This window comes from Enterobacter cloacae complex sp. I2 (assembly GCF_014896205.1).
In the GTDB taxonomy this organism is placed as follows: Bacteria; Pseudomonadota; Gammaproteobacteria; order Enterobacterales; family Enterobacteriaceae; genus Enterobacter; species Enterobacter quasihormaechei.
Genome location: NZ_JADBRA010000014.1, coordinates 123,025 through 141,821, shown reverse-complemented (window position 1 = coordinate 141,821; position 18,797 = coordinate 123,025). Strand labels below are relative to the sequence as shown.

Genomic DNA, 18,797 nt, shown 5'->3' with positions numbered 1-18,797 from the left:
GGCGCTTCGCTTACCGGGCCTGCGAATTTTGCCGCTTCGGTAAAAACAGCCACAGCCCCGCCAGCATGATAATGGCGTACACGCTCTTCCACCCCACCATCGCCAGCAGCAGCAGGCACAGCACACACCCGACCGCCGCCAGCGCCTTAAAGCGTCCTTTCAGCAGCCGACAGCCCGCCAGCATGCACAGCAGGTAGATCATGATGAAGATACCGTTGGCGTAGACAATCAGCGCGTCAAGGTTGATGTCGAGCAGATAAATGCCCAGGGAACTCATCACGCAGCAGCCCAGTACGGTATTCAGCGCATTCGCCGGAAGCTGACGTTTAGACAGGCGTGCGAGTCGGCTATCCGGTTTATAAAGTGCCTGAGACCACACCAGCCGGGCGAAGCTCTGGATATAGATATTGAGGCTGGCAAAGCAGGCGAGATAGCCAATCACGCAGGCCACCCACAGGGCTTTAACGCCGAACAGCTGCACCACGATGCCCGGCAGCGACGCGGCAGCGGCTTTCTCTTCGCCGAAGGCGTTAAAGTGCAGCACCAGTACCGTACAGGCCCAATACACGGTGCCCGCCAGCAGCAGGCCAATCATCAGCGCGCGGGGGAAGTCACGCTCGGGCTGTTTAAACTCGGATGCCAGGTGAGCAAACGCCTCCAGACCGACGAAACACCAGAACATGACGGATAATGCCGCGAAAAGCTGTGCATGGTCGACGTCGTTAATCGCGGGGAAAGGAATATCCGCCACGGTAATGTCACCCGCAAACCAGATGGCGACGATCAGCGCGACGATCAACGCTGCGACCAGCGTTTGCAGATTGGCGCTGGAACTGGCCCCGCGTGAGCCCACCCACCAGACAATCGCCAGCGTACCGAGTTCAGCCAGCAACAGCTGTTCGTCGTGCCAGCCAAACAGCGCCTGTCCGAAGCCGGTGGCGATATGCAGGGCTGCCGGAAGGCCGACCGGGATCACCGATAAAAACAGCCAGCCGGTGACGCGTTCCATTCGTGGGCCAAATGCCATGCCGACAAAATGCGCTACGCCGCCCGCGCTGGGGAAGTGCCGCCCGAGTATGGCAAACACAATCGCCACCGGAAACACCAGCACGATCAGTACCGGCCATGCCCAAAGGCTGTTATTGCCGGCAACCAGCGCCGCCAGTGCGGGAACCGCAAATACTCCCGTGCCTAACAAGGACGTTGAGAGTAAGCCAATACCCTGCGCCAGCCCCAACTCCTGCCTGAGTCCACTCATTTGCCTCGTCCCGCCACCATCAAAAGAGAGTGGATGGTAACACTTTCGCAAATTTTTTTTCGGTTACCCCTTGAAGGGGTAAAAAGCTATCCCCATCTCTCAGGGCACTAGCCGGAAAACCGCATGCGGACCGGCGTCATCCATAACTGATAATGACTTTCTCAAAGGAGAGCTATCAATGAGTATTCGTCCGTTACATGATCGTGTGATCGTCAAACGTAAAGAAGTTGAAACCAAGTCTGCTGGCGGCATCGTTCTGACCGGTTCAGCAGCAGCAAAATCAACGCGTGGCGAAATCATCGCTGTCGGTAAGGGCCGCATCCTGGAAAACGGAACTGTGCAGCCATTGGACGTTAAAGTTGGTGACATCGTCATTTTCAACGATGGCTACGGCGTGAAATCCGAGAAGATCGACAATGAAGAAGTGTTGATCATGTCCGAGAGCGACATTCTGGCAATTGTTGAAGCGTAATTAACGCACGAAACTGTACGAATTTGAGGAAATAAGAACATGGCAGCTAAAGACGTAAAATTCGGTAACGACGCTCGTGTAAAAATGCTCCGCGGCGTAAACGTACTGGCAGACGCAGTGAAAGTCACTCTGGGCCCGAAAGGCCGTAACGTAGTGCTGGACAAATCATTCGGCGCGCCAACCATCACCAAAGATGGTGTTTCTGTTGCACGTGAAATCGAGCTGGAAGACAAGTTCGAAAACATGGGTGCACAGATGGTGAAAGAAGTTGCCTCTAAAGCGAACGACGCTGCCGGTGACGGTACCACCACCGCGACCGTACTGGCGCAGGCCATCATCACCGAAGGTCTGAAAGCCGTTGCTGCGGGCATGAACCCGATGGATCTGAAACGTGGTATCGACAAAGCTGTCGCCTCTGCTGTTGAAGAACTGAAAGCGCTGTCCGTACCGTGCTCTGACTCTAAAGCTATTGCTCAGGTTGGTACTATCTCCGCTAACTCCGACGAAACCGTAGGTAAACTGATCGCTGAAGCGATGGATAAAGTCGGTAAAGAAGGCGTGATCACCGTTGAAGACGGTACCGGTCTGGAAGACGAACTGGACGTGGTTGAAGGTATGCAGTTCGACCGCGGTTACCTGTCCCCATATTTCATCAACAAGCCAGAAACTGGCGCTGTTGAGCTGGAAAGCCCGTTCATCCTGCTGGCTGACAAGAAAATCTCCAACATCCGCGAAATGCTGCCAGTGCTGGAAGCCGTTGCGAAAGCAGGCAAGCCGCTGGTTATCATTGCTGAAGATGTTGAAGGCGAAGCGCTGGCGACCCTGGTGGTTAACACCATGCGCGGCATCGTGAAAGTGGCTGCGGTTAAAGCGCCTGGCTTCGGCGATCGTCGTAAGGCGATGCTCCAGGATATCGCTACCCTGACCGGTGGTACCGTGATCTCCGAAGAGATCGGTATGGAGCTGGAAAAAGCGACCCTGGAAGACCTGGGCCAGGCGAAACGCGTTGTGATCAACAAAGACACCACCACCATCATCGACGGTGTGGGTGAAGAGGCCGCTATTCAGGGCCGTGTTGGTCAGATCCGTAAGCAGATCGAAGAAGCCACTTCCGATTACGACCGTGAAAAACTCCAGGAGCGCGTAGCGAAACTGGCAGGCGGCGTTGCGGTAATCAAAGTGGGTGCTGCAACCGAAGTTGAAATGAAAGAGAAGAAAGCACGCGTTGACGACGCCCTGCACGCGACCCGTGCTGCGGTAGAAGAAGGCGTGGTTGCTGGTGGTGGTGTCGCGCTGGTGCGTGTAGCCGCTAAGCTGGCTGGCCTGACTGCTCAGAACGAAGACCAGAACGTGGGTATCAAAGTTGCGCTGCGCGCGATGGAAGCTCCGCTGCGTCAGATCGTCTCCAACGCCGGTGAAGAGCCGTCTGTGGTTGCGAACAACGTGAAAGCAGGTGAAGGTAACTACGGTTACAACGCGGCAACTGAAGAATACGGCAACATGATCGACTTCGGTATCCTGGATCCAACTAAAGTGACCCGTTCTGCTCTGCAATACGCGGCATCTGTAGCTGGCCTGATGATCACGACCGAGTGCATGGTGACCGACATGCCTAAAGGCGATGCGCCTGACTTAGGTGCTGCTGGTGGTATGGGCGGCATGGGTGGAATGGGCGGCATGATGTAATCATGTTGTTCTGAACCTCTCAGAACGAACCCCGGGCAGCAATGCCCGGGGTTTTTTATTGCGCTACTCAAATGTTCCCTTCACGCATGCAACGCCTTCGCGCACCATCTGGCGGCCTTTCGCCCAGACCTCGCGGATCTTCAGGTCATTCGTCAGCACCAGCAAATCGGCATCGCATCCGGGCGCGAGCCGCCCCTTATGCTCCAGGCCGAGAAACTCCGCCACGTTACGCGTAAACGGCAGAAGCGCCTCCTCCAGCGGCAGGTGATATTGACTGACCAGCTTTTGTAATGTTTCCGGCAGGGACTCGAATCCCGCCACGCCCATGCCCACCAGGTTGCCGTTTGCGTCAAAAATCGGCTGGCTGCCGTTACCGTCCGAACTGAGCGTAAGCCGGTTAAACGGCACCTGCGCTTCGCGGGCCGTCGCGATGGCGGTGGCGGCATCAATGGGCTCACTGATACTGGTGGTGATGTCGATATAGCCCCCGTCGCGGGCATAATCCAGCGCGGCGAGGAACAGCGGCCGGGCGCGGTTGACGTGGGTTGGCAGCAGCTTCGTGCGGGGCACATCGGCGTTATTCAGGATGTTAAGCAGCGGATCGAGCAGTTTCGGGCTGTTGCCGAGATGAAACACGGATATCCCCGCCCTGGCGCCCAGCAGCCCGCCGACGCGTGACTGGGCGGCCATATTCGCGAGCCGATCATCCGTTGGTGCGGAAGAGCGATGGTCGGAAATCGCGCATTTCACGCCGATGATTTTATCAATCAGCGCCACATCCTTTTCGACACTGCCGGTAATCGTCGGAGAAGGCAGCCCGTACGCGCCTGTCAGCATCCACGCGCTGATCCCTTCATGCTCAAGCGCCCGCGTTTTTGCCAGCAGCGACTCGGGATGGCGGGTCACGCCGTCGGTGCCCAGCAGGCCAACAACGGAGGTGATGCCCGCCGCCACCAGCGCGGACAACCGTACCTCCGGCGTCCGGGTGTGGGGACCGGCTTCACCGCCGCCGCCGATCAGGTGTACGTGCTGATCGATAAACCCCGGACAAACCACTGCTCCGGCGAGATCGCGTTCAGGACAGTCTGGCTTCGTTGTGGCGTGGCCCGTTTTTTCAATCGCGACGATTTTTCCCCCGGCGATCAGCAGATCGCAACGCCCCCGATCCTCCGGCGCGTAAAGATGCGCATTGCGGAAAAGATGCGGTTCCAGCACTGAAAAATCCATTTTTATCTCCTCAGAAGAGTAGCTGCATCACCCACATTGAGAGCAGGGCGTTAATGACGCAGACGGTAATGATGTGCGGATAATACTTCGGGTTAACGCCTGCGGTGCCCAGGCAACGGCCAGTGTTTTGCACCGGATTGCCCATCAGATAGATGGCGGGCAGCAGGATGGTGGCATCGTGCCCGTTGAGCGTGCCGGCAGCCACCAGACTGGCGCAGACCCCCACACCGCCGCCCATGCTCATCACCGAGGCCAGCAGGACGGTTGCCGCCGCGCCCGGAAGCCCCCACAACGACATGATCGGTTCACAGACGCTGCCGACGATATCCAGCAGGCCCGTGACCTTGAGCGCCTGAATGATAACAAACGCCATGACCACGTTCGGCAGCAGGCTGGTGGTGGCGATGGTAAAGCCGCGACGGGCCCCATCGATAAACAGGTCCATGATATTTTTACGCGGCTGGGCGATCATTTTTCCTCCTGAACGCGGCGAACTTCCCTGTGCGCGATCCACAGACGCAGGAAGTTCGCGCCAACAAATTTAAACACCAGAATGACGGCAAGCGGCGCGATCACCGGGACGGTAATGAAGGCAAAAAGTGCGGCACCGGACGAAAAATAGTTGGTAATGATGGCACTACCGCTGGTCTGGAAGGTGGCGAAAATGGCGCGTTCACGGTCGGTAATCGCCCCTTCGTCGGTCAACTCTTTGGTCATCCCGGCGGCGGCATCGGTGTTTTGCAGGTTGGCGATAAGCGCCAGAGAGCAGATACCCGGCACGCCGAGCAGCGGGCGTAAAATGGGCGTCATGAGCTGTTGTGCGGCGCGCAGCCCGCCCAGCCCCTCGGTGACGGCAATGATCCCGAGCGACAGAATGACCGAGGGGGCCAGCTCAAGAGCAAACAAAAAACCGTCTTTCGCTCCCGTCCCACCCTCGCCGCGAAACGTCAGCGCGCCGTTCACCGGTCCAAAACTGCCGTTTAAGACGGTAAAATCCAGCACGCGCCACCATTCGGTACTTTTGGCGAAAAAGCCTGAGAAAAATACGATGGTGAGCACGAACGCCAGATAGCCCACCCAGGTCACTTTTTCCTCTCCTGAGGATGATGCACTCATGAAACCCCCTTTTTTGAGATGCGTACAAAAGTTGTACGTCGCATCACTAAAAACGATCGGGGGCTAAAACACGATATCCCAAAGGTTATTATCAGAATTCATTTAAGATGTCGGAGGAGTGCCAGCGGAATCTGGCTCGCAGAAATGCTCAGCATTTTTCTTTTGGTCATCTTTTTAGTATAAGGTTTACACGCGGACAACTACTGTCCAGCTTATTGAAAACGAGGAATAACATGCGCATTAAAGTCTGTGCAGGGATTGTAGGTGCAGCATTGCTGCTGGCGGGGTGTAGCACCAGCAATGAACTGACGGCAGCGGGCCAGAGCGTTCGCTTTGTGGAAGATAAGCCGGGCAGCGAATGCCAGCTGTTAGGCACCGCCACTGGCGAGCAGAGCAACTGGATGTCGGGGCAGCACGGCGAAGAGGGCGGCTCTATGCGCGGTGCGGCCAATGCCCTGCGTAATCAGGCGGCGGCTATGGGCGGCAACGTGATTTACGGGGTAAGCAGCCCGACGCAGGGTATGCTGTCCAGCTTTGTGCCAACCGCCAGCCAGATGAACGGCCAGGTCTATAAGTGCCCGAACTGATCTAAACTTTTGATGGCGCTGCCGCTTAATCTGTAGCCAGGTAAGCGTAGCGCCACCTGCCTTTTACTGCTGTCGCAGCTGCAAATCCAGCGGCGTCTTACTCGGCTCTCCGCCAATCTCGCGTGCCAGCTTCGGCACCATATAACCTGAAACCAGCGTTAACAGTTCGCGCATAATCTGGCGGGCCTCTTCATCCGTCACCATGAAGTGCGCCGCGCCCTGAACGCGATCAAGAACGTGCAGATAATAGGGCATGACGCCCGCATCAAATAAGGCATTGCTGAGATCGGCCAGCACCCTGGCGCTGTCGTTCACGCCGCGCAGTAATACGCTCTGGTTGAGCAGCGTCACGCCCGCTTTTCGCAGCCGCGCCATCGCCGCGCGAAAGTCCGCGTCAATTTCATTCGCGTGGTTGATATGGTTCACCAGCAGCACCTGCAAACGGGACTGCTCCAGGCGCGTGACCAGGGCGTCGGTGATACGCGCCGGGATGACGATCGGTAAACGGCTGTGAATGCGCAGACGCTTAATGTGCGGAATGGTCTCAAGCTGAGTCAGCAGCCAGTCCAGCTCATGATCTTTTGCCATCAGCGGGTCGCCGCCGGAGAAGATGATTTCATCCAGTTCCGGGTGCGCCGCAATATAGTCCAGCGCCACCTGCCAGTTGCGCTTATTACCCTGATTCTCAGCGTACGGGAAGTGACGGCGGAAGCAGTAGCGGCAATTTACCGCACAGCCGCCCTTAACCAGCAGCAGCGCACGGTTGCGGTATTTATGCAGCAAACCCGGTACCACACTGTTCTGCTCTTCCAGCGGATCGGTGCTGTATCCCGGCGCAGTGATAAACTCATCCTGAGAGGTCAGCGTTTGTTTTAACAGTGGATCGTCAGGGTTGCCTTTTTCCATTCGGGCGACAAACGCGCGGGGAACGCGCAGGGCGAAAAGTCGCTTTGCCTCACGGCCAGCAAGCAACTCCGGGTGCTGATCGAGGTCTAAAAGACGCAGCAATTCATCAGGACTGGTGATTACATCGGCAAGTTGCGATAACCAATCTTCTCTGGACGGGGTGTTTAGGGTTACAATATGCGCCATTTTGTGGCTTAGCTACCAGTTAACAAATTTAGAGGGCCTTATGGCAACGTACTATAGCAACGATTTTCGTGCTGGTCTTAAAATCATGATGGACGGCGAACCGTACGCGGTTGAAGCCAGCGAATTCGTTAAACCAGGTAAAGGCCAGGCATTTGCGCGCGTTAAGCTGCGCCGCCTGCTGACCGGTACCCGTGTTGAGAAAACCTTCAAATCTACTGACTCCGCTGAAGGCGCTGATGTTGTCGACATGAACCTGACTTACCTGTACAACGACGGTGAGTTCTGGCACTTCATGAACAACGAAACCTTCGAGCAGCTGTCTGCTGATGCGAAAGCCATTGGCGATAACGCTAAGTGGCTGCTGGATCAGGCTGAGTGCATCGTGACCCTGTGGAACGGTCAGCCTATCGCTGTTACCCCGCCGAACTTCGTTGAGCTGGAAATTGTTGAAACCGATCCAGGTCTGAAAGGTGATACCGCAGGTACCGGCGGCAAGCCAGCTACCCTGTCTACCGGCGCAGTAGTGAAAGTACCGCTGTTCGTACAGATCGGTGAAGTGATCAAAGTGGATACCCGCTCCGGCGAATACGTATCCCGCGTGAAGTAATTTACGTCGTGATGTAAGGCGCAGCGCCCGCTGCGCCTGATTTTGCAGGCAGGGAAGATGAAACGTACCGTTAAAATTCTGCTTCTGTTCGCGCTCTCCAGCGCAATGCTCTCCGGTTGCAACACCGCGCGTGGCGTGGGTGAAGATATCCAGGATCTCGGCCATATCATTTCCCATGCGGCCAGCTAATTCCGTCTAATTTTCCTAAAAATTCTTCCTTTTCCGTCAAACGACAAGATCTTGTCTATTCTTAAGTTGCTATACACAAAATAACTTTGGCTATAAAAGGAAGATATTATGGTTAAGAAAACAATTGCAGCGATCTTTTCTGTTCTGGTGCTTTCTTCGGTACTGACTGCATGTAACACCACCCGTGGCGTAGGGGAAGATATCTCCGACGGTGGTAACGCTATTTCTGGCGCAGCAACTAAAGCTCAGAACTAATGACAACGACGGTACGGCAGTGAATTCACCGTACCGTCAATTCTCCACTTCCTGTAGCGTTAAAAACGGGGAATATCGCGTATCCATATGAAGTTTCATGCGGATATTGCGTTTGTATGTGTACACCGTTTTGCCGTTAATGCGCAGATGACTGGCAATCTTCTGGTTGCTTGCGCCCTCCATCCACAATGTCAGAACTCTCTCTTCCTGACGCGTCAGTAACGGTGCTGCCATTTCCGGAAGCTCCGGGGTTGCGCATGACGTTAGCGCGTCGTTAATCACCGCTGCCAGTCCTTCCAGATCGGTATTTTTAGAGAGTGAAGACCATATCGGGTATTGCGCCAGATAATCCGTCAACGCCTGTTCCTGCCCAGATTGCAGCAAAATAAAAGGCAGCGTTTCGCTGGCAATCAGCAGGGAAGACAGTTGTTGAAAATGGTGTAAATCCTGCCGGAAGCCAGATAAATCAGCGATGACCAGTGCAGGTTTCCATTGCAGAATATGCTCTCTGGCGAGGAAAAGGTTATTCACCCCGGTTACGACGAAATGACCTGACAGCAGGTCTGAATGATTGGCCCATGCTTCAAATCCCGCGCGGGTGAAGTGACAGCGGTCAATCAAAAGAATTTTGAACATACAATATTCGCAGTCGGCTAGTGGTTTGGCTTCCTGCCATCAGAAAGCATAACATCATAGAGAAGTCGGATGAGTTATAAATGCCTGAACTGCGCGCCTTACTGAGGCTATTTCTTGCCTTAACGCGTTCAGCAAAAAAAGTTTGAAAAAAAATTCCGCGCTAACCAAAATATAAGGTGCAACTTCTGCCTTGCGGGACGACCCGTAAGCGCGTCACTCATCGGGGACGGCCCCAACTTGTCTAAAAGTTAAGGAGCCTGAAATGTCCTGGATCGTTCTTGTTATCGCCGGTTTGCTCGAAGTGGTATGGGCAATTGGTCTGAAATACACCCACGGTTTTACCCGCCTGACGCCCAGCGTCATTACCATCGCCGCGATGATTGTCAGTATCGTTATGCTGTCATGGTCAATGCGGACCTTGCCAGTGGGAACGGCTTACGCTGTCTGGACGGGAATTGGCGCGGTAGGGGCTGCCATTACCGGCATTCTGCTGCTGGGGGAATCTGCGAGCCTGGCGCGCATCGCCAGCCTCGCATTAATCGTCGCGGGCATCATTGGGTTAAAACTGAGTACGCACTAATGCGGCTGTTTTACCCAGATTAATTTCGTCACGTCAAACCCTTGCCGGGTCGCAACGTCCAGCATCTGCTGCTTCATTTCCGCCGTGATCGTTGGCGTGCGGGAGAGTATCCAAAGATAGTTGCGATCCGGCCCACACACCAGCGCGTGGCGGTACTCTCTGTCCAGCGCAATAACGTTATATCCGCCGTAGAATGGGCCGAAGAAAGAGATTTTCATTGCCGCGCGGTTAGGCGCGCCGGTGAAAAAGGCCTGACCCACCGTCTGCTGCCACATCTGCCGGTCCGGATTATAGCCGCGGTTGACGACCTGGATCCCGCCGTCATCCATCGCGCTGTAGGTGGCCGTAACTTTTTCTAAGCCCCTTTCGAATTTATGATCCATGCGGGCGATTTCATACCATGTGCCGAGGAAGCGCTGTGCGTCAAAATTACTGACTACCGTGACGCCAGGCGGAGGAGTTGGGGAACTGCAAGCAACCACTAAAAACGCGGCTGTTACTGCGGCAATAACAGGCAGAATGCGCATAGGAGTTTCCTTACCGTTTTTTTGTTAAGTGTAGATGACAGCAGGAAAAATGCGGAAGATTGTGCAGCGGGTTTTGCCGGGTAAGGCGAAGCCGCTACCCGGCAATGTTTTACTGTAGCGCGTCGAGGATATGGTATGCCGCCTCAACGCGTGCCGGGTTCGGATAGCTTTTATTCGCGAGCATCACGATGCCGATCTGCTTTTCAGGAATAAAGGCCACGTAGCTGCCGAACCCGCCCGTCGACCCGGTTTTGTGCACCCAGGAGGCTTTTACAGGCGGAGCCGGAGGATCTATTTCGACCGCAGGCAAGGCGGCCAGCGCCACCTTACTGTCGCTGCCATCAACCACCGTTTTGGCCTCCACGGGCCAGTTGAGCATCTCCCAGCCCAGGCCCTGGTACATTGAACCGATACGCCAGTAGCGCGACTGCGCCAGCGCGATGCCCTGCTTAAGTGAGGCATCAGCAACGTTCTCTGGCGCCATGTTTGCCATGACCCAGTTCGCCATATCCTGCACGTTGGTTTTCACGCCATAGGCTTGTGCATCCAGCATACCCGGCGAAACGTGTACCGCTTTGCCGTCACGATAGCCCCAGGCGTAATGCGCCTCTTCCGCTTTCGGCACGTTAATCCAGGTGTGATGCAGCGCCAGCGGTTTGAACACTCGCTCGGTCATCGCCTGCTCGTAGCGCATGCCGGAAGGCTTGACCGCCAGCGCACCAAACAGGCCGATGCTGGCGTTGGCATAAAGGCGCGTTGTGCCTGGCTTCCACTGTGGCTGCCAGTGTTGATAGAAGCGCAGCAGGGAGGCGTCATCCGTCACCTCATCGGGCACCTGTAGCGGCAGACCGCCAGCGGTGTAGGTCGCGAGATCCAGCATTCGAATCCCTTGCCACTGCTTGCCCGTCAGTTCAGGCCAGTATTTGGTCACCGGATCGTCCAGCGAAATTTCACCGCGAGCAAGGGCATCCCCACCTAAAACGCCGGTGAAGGTTTTACTTATAGAGCCCAGCTCGAACAGGGTCTGAGGGGTAACCGGTTTGTTGGCTGCGATATCGGCCTTGCCAAACGTGTAATAGTGCGGTTTACCCTGATAAATAACGGCCACCGCCATACCGGGAATAGACTGGGCTTTCATCAGCGGCGTAACCGTCTTCGCGACCACCTCCGCCAGCTGTTGTTCGGACACTGGCGCGGCGAGGGCAGAGCAAGAGATGCCGAGCAGCACGGCGCAGCAAAGGGTTTTTTTCATCATCAGTAATCTTCCGTAATAGCGAGTCAAGGGGATGTCCGGGCCCGTCAGACAGGCGTAGTCTGTTGGATTTGACTGCACCTGACAAACGGTTAAATTTAGCATTAGCTGTTAATTTTTCTAACGGAAGAGACCATGACGCGAAGCTATCTCCCTCTCAATTCGCTTCGAGCCTTTGAAGCCGCCGCAAGACATCTCAGCTTTACGCATGCGGCCATTGAGCTGAACGTGACCCATTCCGCCATTAGCCAGCATGTGAAGACGCTGGAGCAGCACCTGAACTGTCAGCTGTTCGTTCGCGTTTCGCGCGGGCTGATGTTGACTACCGAGGGCGAAAATTTACTGCCGGTGCTGAATGATTCGTTCGATCGTATAGCCGGTATGCTGGATCGCTTCGCTAACCATCGTGCGCAGGAGAAGCTGAAAATCGGCGTGGTGGGCACGTTCGCGACCGGGGTGTTATTCTCACTGCTGGACGATTTTCGCCGTGGCTATCCGCATATCGATCTTCAGCTTTCTACCCATAATAACCGCGTCGATCCGGCCGCCGAAGGGCTGGACTACACGATCCGCTACGGCGGCGGGGCGTGGCACGGCACCGAGGCTGAATTTCTTTGTCATGCGCCGCTCGCGCCGCTGTGTACGCCGGATATTGCCGCTCGTCTGCACAGTCCGGCCGATATCCTCAGGTTTACGCTGCTGCGCTCCTACCGGCGCGACGAGTGGTCCGCGTGGATGCAGGCGGCCGGCGAGCATCCCCCTTCGCCAACGCACCGTGTAATGGTGTTTGATTCGTCCGTCACCATGCTGGAGGCTGCTCAGGCGGGAGTGGGCATTGCCATCGCGCCTGTCGATATGTTTACCCATCTGTTAGCCAGCGAGCGCATTGTACAGCCCTTTGCAACGCAAATTGAGCTCGGCAGTTACTGGCTGACCCGATTGCAGTCCCGGGCTGAAACGCCCGCAATGCGGGAATTTTCCGTGTGGCTGGCAGGAAAGATGAAAAAGTAAAAAGCCCGCCGGACGGCGGGCCAGTTCAGTCAGATGGTGACCACGGCAATCAGCGTGACCACCGTCAGAATGGTCGCCAGACCGTAGAAGACCCATTTACCGCTTGGCACATGGATTTTCAGATCGTGCATCGCATGGTGGATACGGTGCAGGCCGCACCACAGCGGCAGGACGATCATCAGGAAGAGAAATACGCGGCCAATAAAGCTGCTCGCAAAGGCCAGCACGCGCTCGTAGCTCAGCGCATCGCCCGGGAACAGCCCCAGCGGCAGCATGATCCCGACCAGCAGGATGATGACCGGGGCAATAATGGCGCTCCACATGCCGCCTGCGCCAAACAGCCCCCAGAAGACCGGCTCGTCTGAACGTTTTGGATTTGGATTGATCACGATAGTCTCCTTACCAGAACAGCGCGACAAACAGAATGACCACAGAGACAACTGCGGTCACCGCCCAGAGCCCTTTGATAACCGGCTCCGGTCCCATTTTCTCGCCTTTTACAATGATGTTTGCCGCTTTTGGCGCCAGTTCAAACCAGGTTTTGGTATGCAGCAGCGCGGCTGCGAGCACAATCAGATTCAGAACCACGATGATTGGGTTTTGCAGGAAGCCAACAAAACTGGCCCAGGTTTCCGGGCCGTGCTTGAGAGCATAAAGCCCGTACATCAGTTCGAGGCTGAACCAGACCGCGGGAACTGCCGTGCCTTCACGCAGCATATAGAAGCGATAAAACGGCAGTTTTTTCCACCAGGTGGACGGCATTGGCCGCACGTAGGCTTTGCGTTTAGTCGTCATCATGCACTCCTTAGCGTGGTTTCAGGGTAGCGATAAGAAAGTCTTTCGAGCTTTCCACTTTTCCCTGCTGAATGGCGGCGGCCGGGTCGACATGCTTCGGACAGACTTCAGAGCAGTAACCCACAAACGTGCAGGTCCAGACCCCGTTCTGGCCGTTAAGCTGTGCCATACGTTCTTTTTTGCCGTGGTCGCGGCTATCCTCGTTATAGCGGTGCGCCAGGGTAATGGCGGCCGGGCCGATAAACTCAGGGTTCAGGCCAAACTGCGGACAGGCGGCGTAGCACAGGCCGCAGTTGATGCAGCCGGAAAACTGATGGTATTTCGCCATCTGCGCGGGCGTCTGGGTGTTTGGCCCCTGATCCGGCGTACGCGAGTTGCCTATGATGTACGGCTTTATCGCTTCGAGGCTTTCGATAAAGTGGGTCATGTCGACCACCAGATCGCGCTCAATCGGGAAGTTGCCCAGCGCTTCAACCCTGATGCCTTTGGTGTAATCACGCAGGAAGGTTTTACACGCCAGCTTCGGCACTTTATTGACCATCATGCCGCAGGAGCCGCAGATTGCCATGCGGCAGGACCAGCGGTAGCTCAGGTCTGGCGCCAGGTTGTCTTTGATATAGCCGAGCGCATCCAGCAGGGAGGTCTGCTCGTCGAAAGGGACTTCGTAGAAAGCGCTGTGGGGGGCGGTATCCACTTCCGGGTTGTAGCGCACCACTTCAACTTTCAGTTTTTGCATCTCAGCCATTCGCCTTCTCCTTCTTATCGGCGGCTTCTGCTTCTGCACCGTAAACGCGTTTCGCTGGTGGCAGCGTGGTGATTTTCACGTCGCTGTAGTCCAGGCGGGTGGTGCCATCCGCATCGCGCCAGGCGAGAGTGTGTTTAAGGAAATTGACGTCGTCACGTTCGGTGCAGCCCTCGTCCAGACGCTGGTGCGCGCCGCGCGACTCTTTACGCGCCAGGGCAGAGTGCGCCATACACTCCGCGACGTTCAGGCCGTGGCCCAGTTCAATGGTATAGAGCAGGTCGGTATTAAAGACGCTGGAGGTATCGGTGATGCGCACGCGCCTGAAGCGCTCCTGCAACTCCGCCAGCTTGTCGACGGTTTTCTGCATCAGCTCTGGCGTACGGTAGATCCCGCAGCCTTCTTCCATCGACAGGCCCATTTCGTCGCGGATCTTCGACCAGTTTTCGTTACCTTCCTGGTTCACCAGGTCTTTCAGCCGTTTTTCGACGTCTGCAACCTGCGCATCCAGCGCCGCGCTGTTGGCGTCGCCTGCGGTTGCGGCACGCTCCATCGCGCGTTCGCCCGCCATACGTCCAAAGACCACCAGCTCAGCCAGCGAGTTTGAGCCCAGACGGTTTGCGCCATGCAGACCCACGGAGGAACACTCGCCCACCGCAAACAGCCCTTTGATGCGGGTTTCGCACTGCTGGTCGGTTTCGATTCCGCCCATCGTATAGTGCGCGGTTGGACGCACCGGGATCGGCTCTTTCACCGGGTCGACGCCCACATAGGCTTTCGCCAGCTCGCAGATAAACGGCAGACGCTCCAGCAGTTTTTTCTCGCCGAGGTGGCGCAGGTCGAGATGCACCACGTCACCGCGCGGCGTTGAGATGGTGTTGCCTTTGCGCCACTCGTGCCAGAAAGCCTGAGAAACTTTGTCGCGTGGGCCAAGTTCCATGTATTTGTTTTTCGGCTCGCCGAGCGGAGTTTCCGGGCCCATACCGTAATCCTGTAGATAACGGTAACCGTTTTTGTTGACCAGAATACCGCCTTCACCGCGGCAGCCTTCCGTCATCAGAATACCGGAGCCGGGCAGGCCGGTTGGGTGATACTGAACGAACTCCATATCGCGCAGCGGCACGCCGTGGCTGAGCGCCATGCCCATACCGTCACCGGTGACGATGCCACCGTTGGTGTTATAGCGGTACACGCGGCCCGCACCGCCGGTCGCCATGACCACTGCATTCGCGCGGATCTGGACAAGCGTGCCTTCCATCATGTTCATCGCCACCAGCCCGCGCGCATGACCGTCGTCGACCAGAATGTCGAGAACGAAATGTTCGTCAAAGCGCTGGATTTGTGGGAACTGGAGGGAGGTCTGAAACAGGGTGTGCAGCATGTGGAAGCCGGTCTTATCGGCGGCAAACCAGGTGCGTTCGATCTTCATGCCACCGAAGCGGCGAACGTTGACGCTCCCGTCCGGACGGCGGCTCCACGGGCATCCCCATTGTTCCAGCTGGGTCATTTCCGTTGGGCAATGGTGAACGAAATAATCAACGACATCCTGTTCGCAAAGCCAGTCGCCCCCTGCAACCGTGTCGTGGAAATGGTATTCGAAGCTGTCATGATCCTGCGCGACGGCGGCGGATCCTCCTTCTGCGGCTACCGTGTGGCTGCGCATCGGATAGACTTTTGAAATCAATGCGATTTTAGCGTTCGGATTGGCTTGTGCCGCAGCAATTGCAGCGCGTAATCCAGCCCCGCCAGCGCCTATTACGGCAAGATCGGCTTGAAAAGTTTGCACGACATTCCTCCAGATTTTTGTTTTCCCGCAACGCGATGGACTAAAGGACGTTCACCTGCCCGAACGGGCGATTGCGGAAGCGATTCCACTGCTCCTTTATGGGTATAACAGTATAACCGCGTAGATGTGAGGGAAATTTGACGCGTTCGATTTTTTTGCTGTTCTGTGCGGTGATTTATCATCGTGATTGATGAATGGCGTCACAGTATTTTTCTGTGTAATGAAAAAGGACTTTTACTGTGCAAAATTTGTCTCTGCCCCGGCTTACGAGTAGACTTCGTGCCCTTGTCTGAAAACGGAGAAAAACTCATGAGCGAAACGGCCACCTGGCAGCCGAGCGCATCCATTCCAAACCTGTTGAAGCGCGCAGCAATTATGGCGGAGATCCGCCGCTTCTTTGCAGATCGCGGCGTCCTGGAGGTGGAAACGCCGTGCATGAGTCAGGCGACGGTCACGGATATTCATCTGGTCCCGTTTGAAACCCGTTTTGTTGGCCCTGGCCACTCTCAGGGCATGAATCTGTATCTGATGACCAGCCCGGAATACCATATGAAGCGTCTGCTGGCGGCCGGATGTGGCCCGGTTTATCAGCTGTGCCGTAGCTTCCGTAATGAAGAGATGGGCCGGCACCATAATCCGGAATTTACCATGCTGGAGTGGTACCGCCCGCACTACGACATGTATCGCCTGATGAACGAAGTCGACGATCTGCTGCAACAGGTGCTGGATTGCGCGGAAGCTGAAACGCTCTCCTATCAGCAGGCCTTCCAGCGCCATCTGGAAATCGATCCGCTCTCGGCTGATAAAACCCAGTTGCGTGAGGTGGCGGCAAAACTGGATCTGAGCAACGTGGCGGATACCGAAGAGGACCGCGACACGCTGCTGCAACTGCTGTTCACCTTTGGCGTTGAACCGCAAATTGGTAAAGATCGCCCGACGTTTGTCTATCACTTCCCGGCCAGCCAGGCCTCGCTGGCGCAGATCAGCACCGAAGATCACCGCGTGGCGGAGCGTTTTGAGGTGTATTTCAAAGGCATTGAGCTGGCGAACGGTTTCCACGAGCTGACCGACGCGCGCGAACAGCAGCAGCGTTTCGAGCAGGATAACCGCAAGCGCAACGCGCGCGGTCTGCCGCAGCAGCCGATTGACACCAACCTGCTGGAAGCGCTTAAGGCCGGTTTGCCGGACTGCTCCGGCGTGGCGCTGGGCGTGGATCGTCTGGTGATGCTGGCGCTGGGCGCGGAACAGCTGGGCGACGTGATCGCCTTTACGGTCGATCGCGCTTAAAGAGTTGCCGGGTGGCGCTGTCGCTTACCCGGTCATTTAACTTGCCATATTAAAAACTGCTATTTTCTCTATACGCGGGTCTTTTTCTTAATTTGACTCGTATAGCCACAATATTTGTCTGGTCATCTGCTACCATCCGCGCAGTTTAATTCCGTTTCGGATGGTTATATGTCCCACTCACTCAAAAAAATGACCCTTACCGGGCTCATCCTGATGATTTTTACGTCAGTCTTTGGCTTTGCTAATAGCCCGTCCGCTTTTTATCTGATGGGCTACAGCGCGACGCCGTTTTATATCGTTTCCGCTCTGTTCTTCTTTATCCCGTTTGCGCTGATGATGGCGGAGATGGGCTCGGCTTACCGGAAAGAAGAGGGCGGCATCTATTCGTGGATGAACAACAGCGTCGGTCCACGCTATGCGTTTATCGGTACATTCATGTGGTTTTCATCCTACGTCGTCTGGATGGTCAGCACGGCAGCCAAGGTCTGGGTGCCGTTCTCGACGTTTCTCTTCGGTGCGGACAAAACGCAGGTCTGGTCCCTGGCAGGGCTGAGCTCCACGCAGGTGGTGGGTATTCTGGCGGTGTGCTGGATGGTGGTGGTCACGCTGGTGGCCTCCAAAGGCATCAACAAAATAGCCCGTATCACCGCGGTTGGCGGGATTTCCGTGATGTGTCTGAATCTGGTGCTGCTGCTGGCCAGTATCGCCATTCTGTGCCTGAACGGCGGGCATTTCGCCCAGGAAGTCAACTTTGTTTCATCGCCTAATCCGGGGTATCAGTCCGGGCTGGCCATGCTCTCGTTCGTGGTGTTTGCCATCTTTGCTTACGGCGGTATTGAAGCCGTAGGCGGGCTGGTCGACAAAACCGAAAACCCGGAAAAGAACTTCGCCAAAGGCATTATCTTTGCCGCCATCGTTATTTCCATTGGCTACTCGCTGGCGATTTTCCTCTGGGGCGTCAGCACCAACTGGCAGCAGGTGTTGAGCAATAACACGACCAACCTCGGGAACATCACCTACGTGCTGATGAAAAGCCTGGGGATGACGCTCGGTAACGCCATGCACCTGACGCCGGAAGCATCGGCTACCCTGGGGATCTGGTTTGCGCGCATTACCGGCCTGTCGATGTTCCTCGCCTATACCGGCGCGTTCTTCACGCTCATCTACTCGCCGCTGAAAGCGATTATTCAGGGCACGCCAAAGGCGCTGTGGCCCGCACGGATGACCCAGCTTAATGCTGCCGGTATGCCTGCTAACGCCATGTGGATGCAGTGCCTGCTGGTGTGCGTATTCATTCTGCTGGTGTCCTTTGGCGGCGATACCGCGTCGGCCTTCTATAACAAGCTGACCCTGATGGCGAACGTGTCAATGACGCTTCCGTACCTTTTCCTGGCCTTGGCGTTTCCGTTCTTTAAGGCGAAGCAGGATCTGGAGCGTCCGTTTGTGATCTTCAAAACCCGCGCGGCGACGCTGGTGGCGACCACCGTTGTGGTGCTGGTCGTTGCGTTCGCCAACATTTTTACCGTCATTCAGCCCGTGGTTGAGGCAAATGACTGGAACAGCACGCTGTGGATGGTTGGCGGACCGATTTTCTTCTCAATGCTGGCAATGGGGATTTATGAAAACTACCGCCGTCGCATGACGATCTGCGTGGCGGAAGTGGCATAGCGGATGAAAAACCCCTCCCGACAG

At 56.0% G+C, this 18,797-nt stretch carries 22 protein-coding genes; 10 read left to right on the top strand and 12 right to left on the bottom strand.

Annotation, left to right across the window (positions count from 1 at the left end; genetic code table 11):
- Positions 1–10: 10 nt before the first annotated feature.
- Entirely contained in the window at positions 11–1,258 is a 1,248-nt protein-coding gene (gene yjeH / locus IM300_RS13970; RefSeq protein WP_193037003.1) for an L-methionine/branched-chain amino acid transporter, read from the bottom strand.
- Positions 1,259–1,436: 178 nt separating this feature from the next.
- Here yjeH and IM300_RS13965 point away from each other — a divergent pair, with 178 nt between their 5' ends.
- Positions 1,437–1,730, top strand: a complete 294-nt coding sequence (locus IM300_RS13965) for a co-chaperone GroES (protein ID WP_003855929.1) — start codon at positions 1,437–1,439, stop codon at positions 1,728–1,730.
- Positions 1,731–1,769: 39 nt separating this feature from the next.
- The gene (gene groL / locus IM300_RS13960; RefSeq protein ID WP_006810416.1) at positions 1,770–3,416 is read left to right on the top strand and encodes a chaperonin GroEL; all 1,647 of its coding nucleotides are present in this window, start codon (positions 1,770–1,772) and stop codon (positions 3,414–3,416) included.
- Between the two features lie 63 nt (positions 3,417–3,479).
- On the opposite strand, the gene iadA is transcribed toward groL, so the two are convergent.
- From iadA to IM300_RS13945, 3 genes are read right to left on the bottom strand one after another with little or no spacing between them, the layout of a single operon-like run.
- Positions 3,480–4,643: a beta-aspartyl-peptidase gene (gene iadA, locus IM300_RS13955; RefSeq protein ID WP_193037001.1), complete on the bottom strand. Its 1,164-nt coding sequence runs from the start codon at positions 4,641–4,643 to the stop codon at positions 3,480–3,482.
- A gap of 10 nt (positions 4,644–4,653) precedes the next feature.
- Entirely contained in the window at positions 4,654–5,115 is a 462-nt protein-coding gene (locus IM300_RS13950) for a YjiG family protein (RefSeq protein WP_107534496.1), read from the bottom strand.
- Positions 5,112–5,759, bottom strand: coding sequence for a nucleoside recognition domain-containing protein (locus IM300_RS13945; protein ID WP_063867107.1), 648 nt, complete (start codon positions 5,757–5,759; stop codon positions 5,112–5,114). The genes IM300_RS13950 and IM300_RS13945 overlap by 4 nt, the downstream gene beginning before the upstream one ends.
- Before the next feature lie 233 nt (positions 5,760–5,992).
- Between IM300_RS13945 and IM300_RS13940 the strand changes: the two genes are divergently transcribed.
- Complete coding sequence (locus tag IM300_RS13940; protein WP_003855938.1) at positions 5,993–6,346, top strand: DUF4156 domain-containing protein; 354 nt, start codon at positions 5,993–5,995, stop codon at positions 6,344–6,346.
- A gap of 63 nt (positions 6,347–6,409) precedes the next feature.
- On the opposite strand, the gene epmB is transcribed toward IM300_RS13940, so the two are convergent.
- The gene (gene epmB / locus IM300_RS13935) at positions 6,410–7,438 is read right to left on the bottom strand and encodes an EF-P beta-lysylation protein EpmB (RefSeq protein WP_063450954.1); all 1,029 of its coding nucleotides are present in this window, start codon (positions 7,436–7,438) and stop codon (positions 6,410–6,412) included.
- 40 nt (positions 7,439–7,478) lie between these two features.
- Between epmB and efp the strand changes: the two genes are divergently transcribed.
- The 3 genes from efp (at position 7,479) to ecnB (ending at position 8,489) form a co-directional block, all read left to right on the top strand.
- On the top strand, positions 7,479–8,045 hold the full coding sequence (gene efp / locus IM300_RS13930) for an elongation factor P (protein ID WP_003855940.1): 567 nt from the start codon (positions 7,479–7,481) through the stop codon (positions 8,043–8,045).
- Positions 8,046–8,102: 57 nt separating this feature from the next.
- Entirely contained in the window at positions 8,103–8,234 is a 132-nt protein-coding gene (locus tag IM300_RS13925; protein WP_063450953.1) for an entericidin A/B family lipoprotein, read from the top strand.
- A gap of 108 nt (positions 8,235–8,342) precedes the next feature.
- Entirely contained in the window at positions 8,343–8,489 is a 147-nt protein-coding gene (gene ecnB, locus IM300_RS13920) for a lipoprotein toxin entericidin B (RefSeq protein ID WP_003855942.1), read from the top strand.
- A gap of 36 nt (positions 8,490–8,525) precedes the next feature.
- Here the strand turns inward: ecnB and IM300_RS13915 are convergent, their stop codons facing one another.
- Positions 8,526–9,125 carry a LuxR C-terminal-related transcriptional regulator gene (locus tag IM300_RS13915; RefSeq protein WP_063867109.1) on the bottom strand — a complete coding sequence of 200 codons (600 nt, stop codon included), beginning with the start codon at positions 9,123–9,125 and terminating at the stop codon, positions 8,526–8,528.
- Between the two features lie 262 nt (positions 9,126–9,387).
- On the opposite strand from IM300_RS13915, the gene sugE reads away from it, so the two are divergent.
- Positions 9,388–9,705, top strand: a complete 318-nt coding sequence (gene sugE / locus IM300_RS13910; protein WP_063450951.1) for a quaternary ammonium compound efflux SMR transporter SugE — start codon at positions 9,388–9,390, stop codon at positions 9,703–9,705.
- Here the strand turns inward: sugE and IM300_RS13905 are convergent.
- Positions 9,702–10,232 carry a lipocalin family protein gene (locus IM300_RS13905; protein ID WP_193036999.1) on the bottom strand — a complete coding sequence of 177 codons (531 nt, stop codon included), beginning with the start codon at positions 10,230–10,232 and terminating at the stop codon, positions 9,702–9,704. The two genes, sugE and IM300_RS13905, sit on opposite strands and share 4 nt — an antisense overlap.
- 109 nt (positions 10,233–10,341) lie before the next feature.
- Positions 10,342–11,487, bottom strand: coding sequence for an ACT family cephalosporin-hydrolyzing class C beta-lactamase (gene blaACT / locus IM300_RS13900; RefSeq protein WP_193036997.1), 1,146 nt, complete (start codon positions 11,485–11,487; stop codon positions 10,342–10,344).
- A 132-nt stretch (positions 11,488–11,619) separates the two neighbouring features.
- Here blaACT and ampR point away from each other — a divergent pair, with 132 nt between their 5' ends.
- On the top strand, positions 11,620–12,495 hold the full coding sequence (ampR, locus tag IM300_RS13895) for a LysR family transcriptional regulator AmpR (protein ID WP_193036995.1): 876 nt from the start codon (positions 11,620–11,622) through the stop codon (positions 12,493–12,495).
- 29 nt (positions 12,496–12,524) lie between these two features.
- Here ampR and frdD read toward each other — a convergent pair whose 3' ends face one another.
- The 4 genes from frdD to frdA are packed head-to-tail and all read right to left on the bottom strand — an operon-like array spanning position 12,525 to position 15,818.
- The gene (gene frdD / locus IM300_RS13890) at positions 12,525–12,884 is read right to left on the bottom strand and encodes a fumarate reductase subunit FrdD (protein ID WP_042715376.1); all 360 of its coding nucleotides are present in this window, start codon (positions 12,882–12,884) and stop codon (positions 12,525–12,527) included.
- A 10-nt stretch (positions 12,885–12,894) separates the two neighbouring features.
- Positions 12,895–13,290 carry a fumarate reductase subunit FrdC gene (gene frdC, locus IM300_RS13885; protein WP_063867117.1) on the bottom strand — a complete coding sequence of 132 codons (396 nt, stop codon included), beginning with the start codon at positions 13,288–13,290 and terminating at the stop codon, positions 12,895–12,897.
- Between the two features lie 10 nt (positions 13,291–13,300).
- The gene (locus tag IM300_RS13880) at positions 13,301–14,035 is read right to left on the bottom strand and encodes a succinate dehydrogenase/fumarate reductase iron-sulfur subunit (protein ID WP_193036993.1); all 735 of its coding nucleotides are present in this window, start codon (positions 14,033–14,035) and stop codon (positions 13,301–13,303) included.
- Entirely contained in the window at positions 14,028–15,818 is a 1,791-nt protein-coding gene (frdA, locus tag IM300_RS13875; protein ID WP_193036991.1) for a fumarate reductase (quinol) flavoprotein subunit, read from the bottom strand. Before frdA ends, IM300_RS13880 begins: the two co-directional genes overlap by 8 nt.
- 309 nt (positions 15,819–16,127) lie before the next feature.
- On the opposite strand from frdA, the gene epmA reads away from it, so the two are divergent.
- Together epmA and yjeM are read left to right on the top strand one after the other, a co-directional pair.
- Positions 16,128–17,105 carry an elongation factor P--(R)-beta-lysine ligase gene (gene epmA, locus IM300_RS13870; RefSeq protein ID WP_063450943.1) on the top strand — a complete coding sequence of 326 codons (978 nt, stop codon included), beginning with the start codon at positions 16,128–16,130 and terminating at the stop codon, positions 17,103–17,105.
- A 168-nt stretch (positions 17,106–17,273) separates the two neighbouring features.
- Entirely contained in the window at positions 17,274–18,773 is a 1,500-nt protein-coding gene (gene yjeM / locus IM300_RS13865) for a glutamate/gamma-aminobutyrate family transporter YjeM (protein WP_107534503.1), read from the top strand.
- The last annotated feature ends 24 nt before the right edge of the window (positions 18,774–18,797 follow it).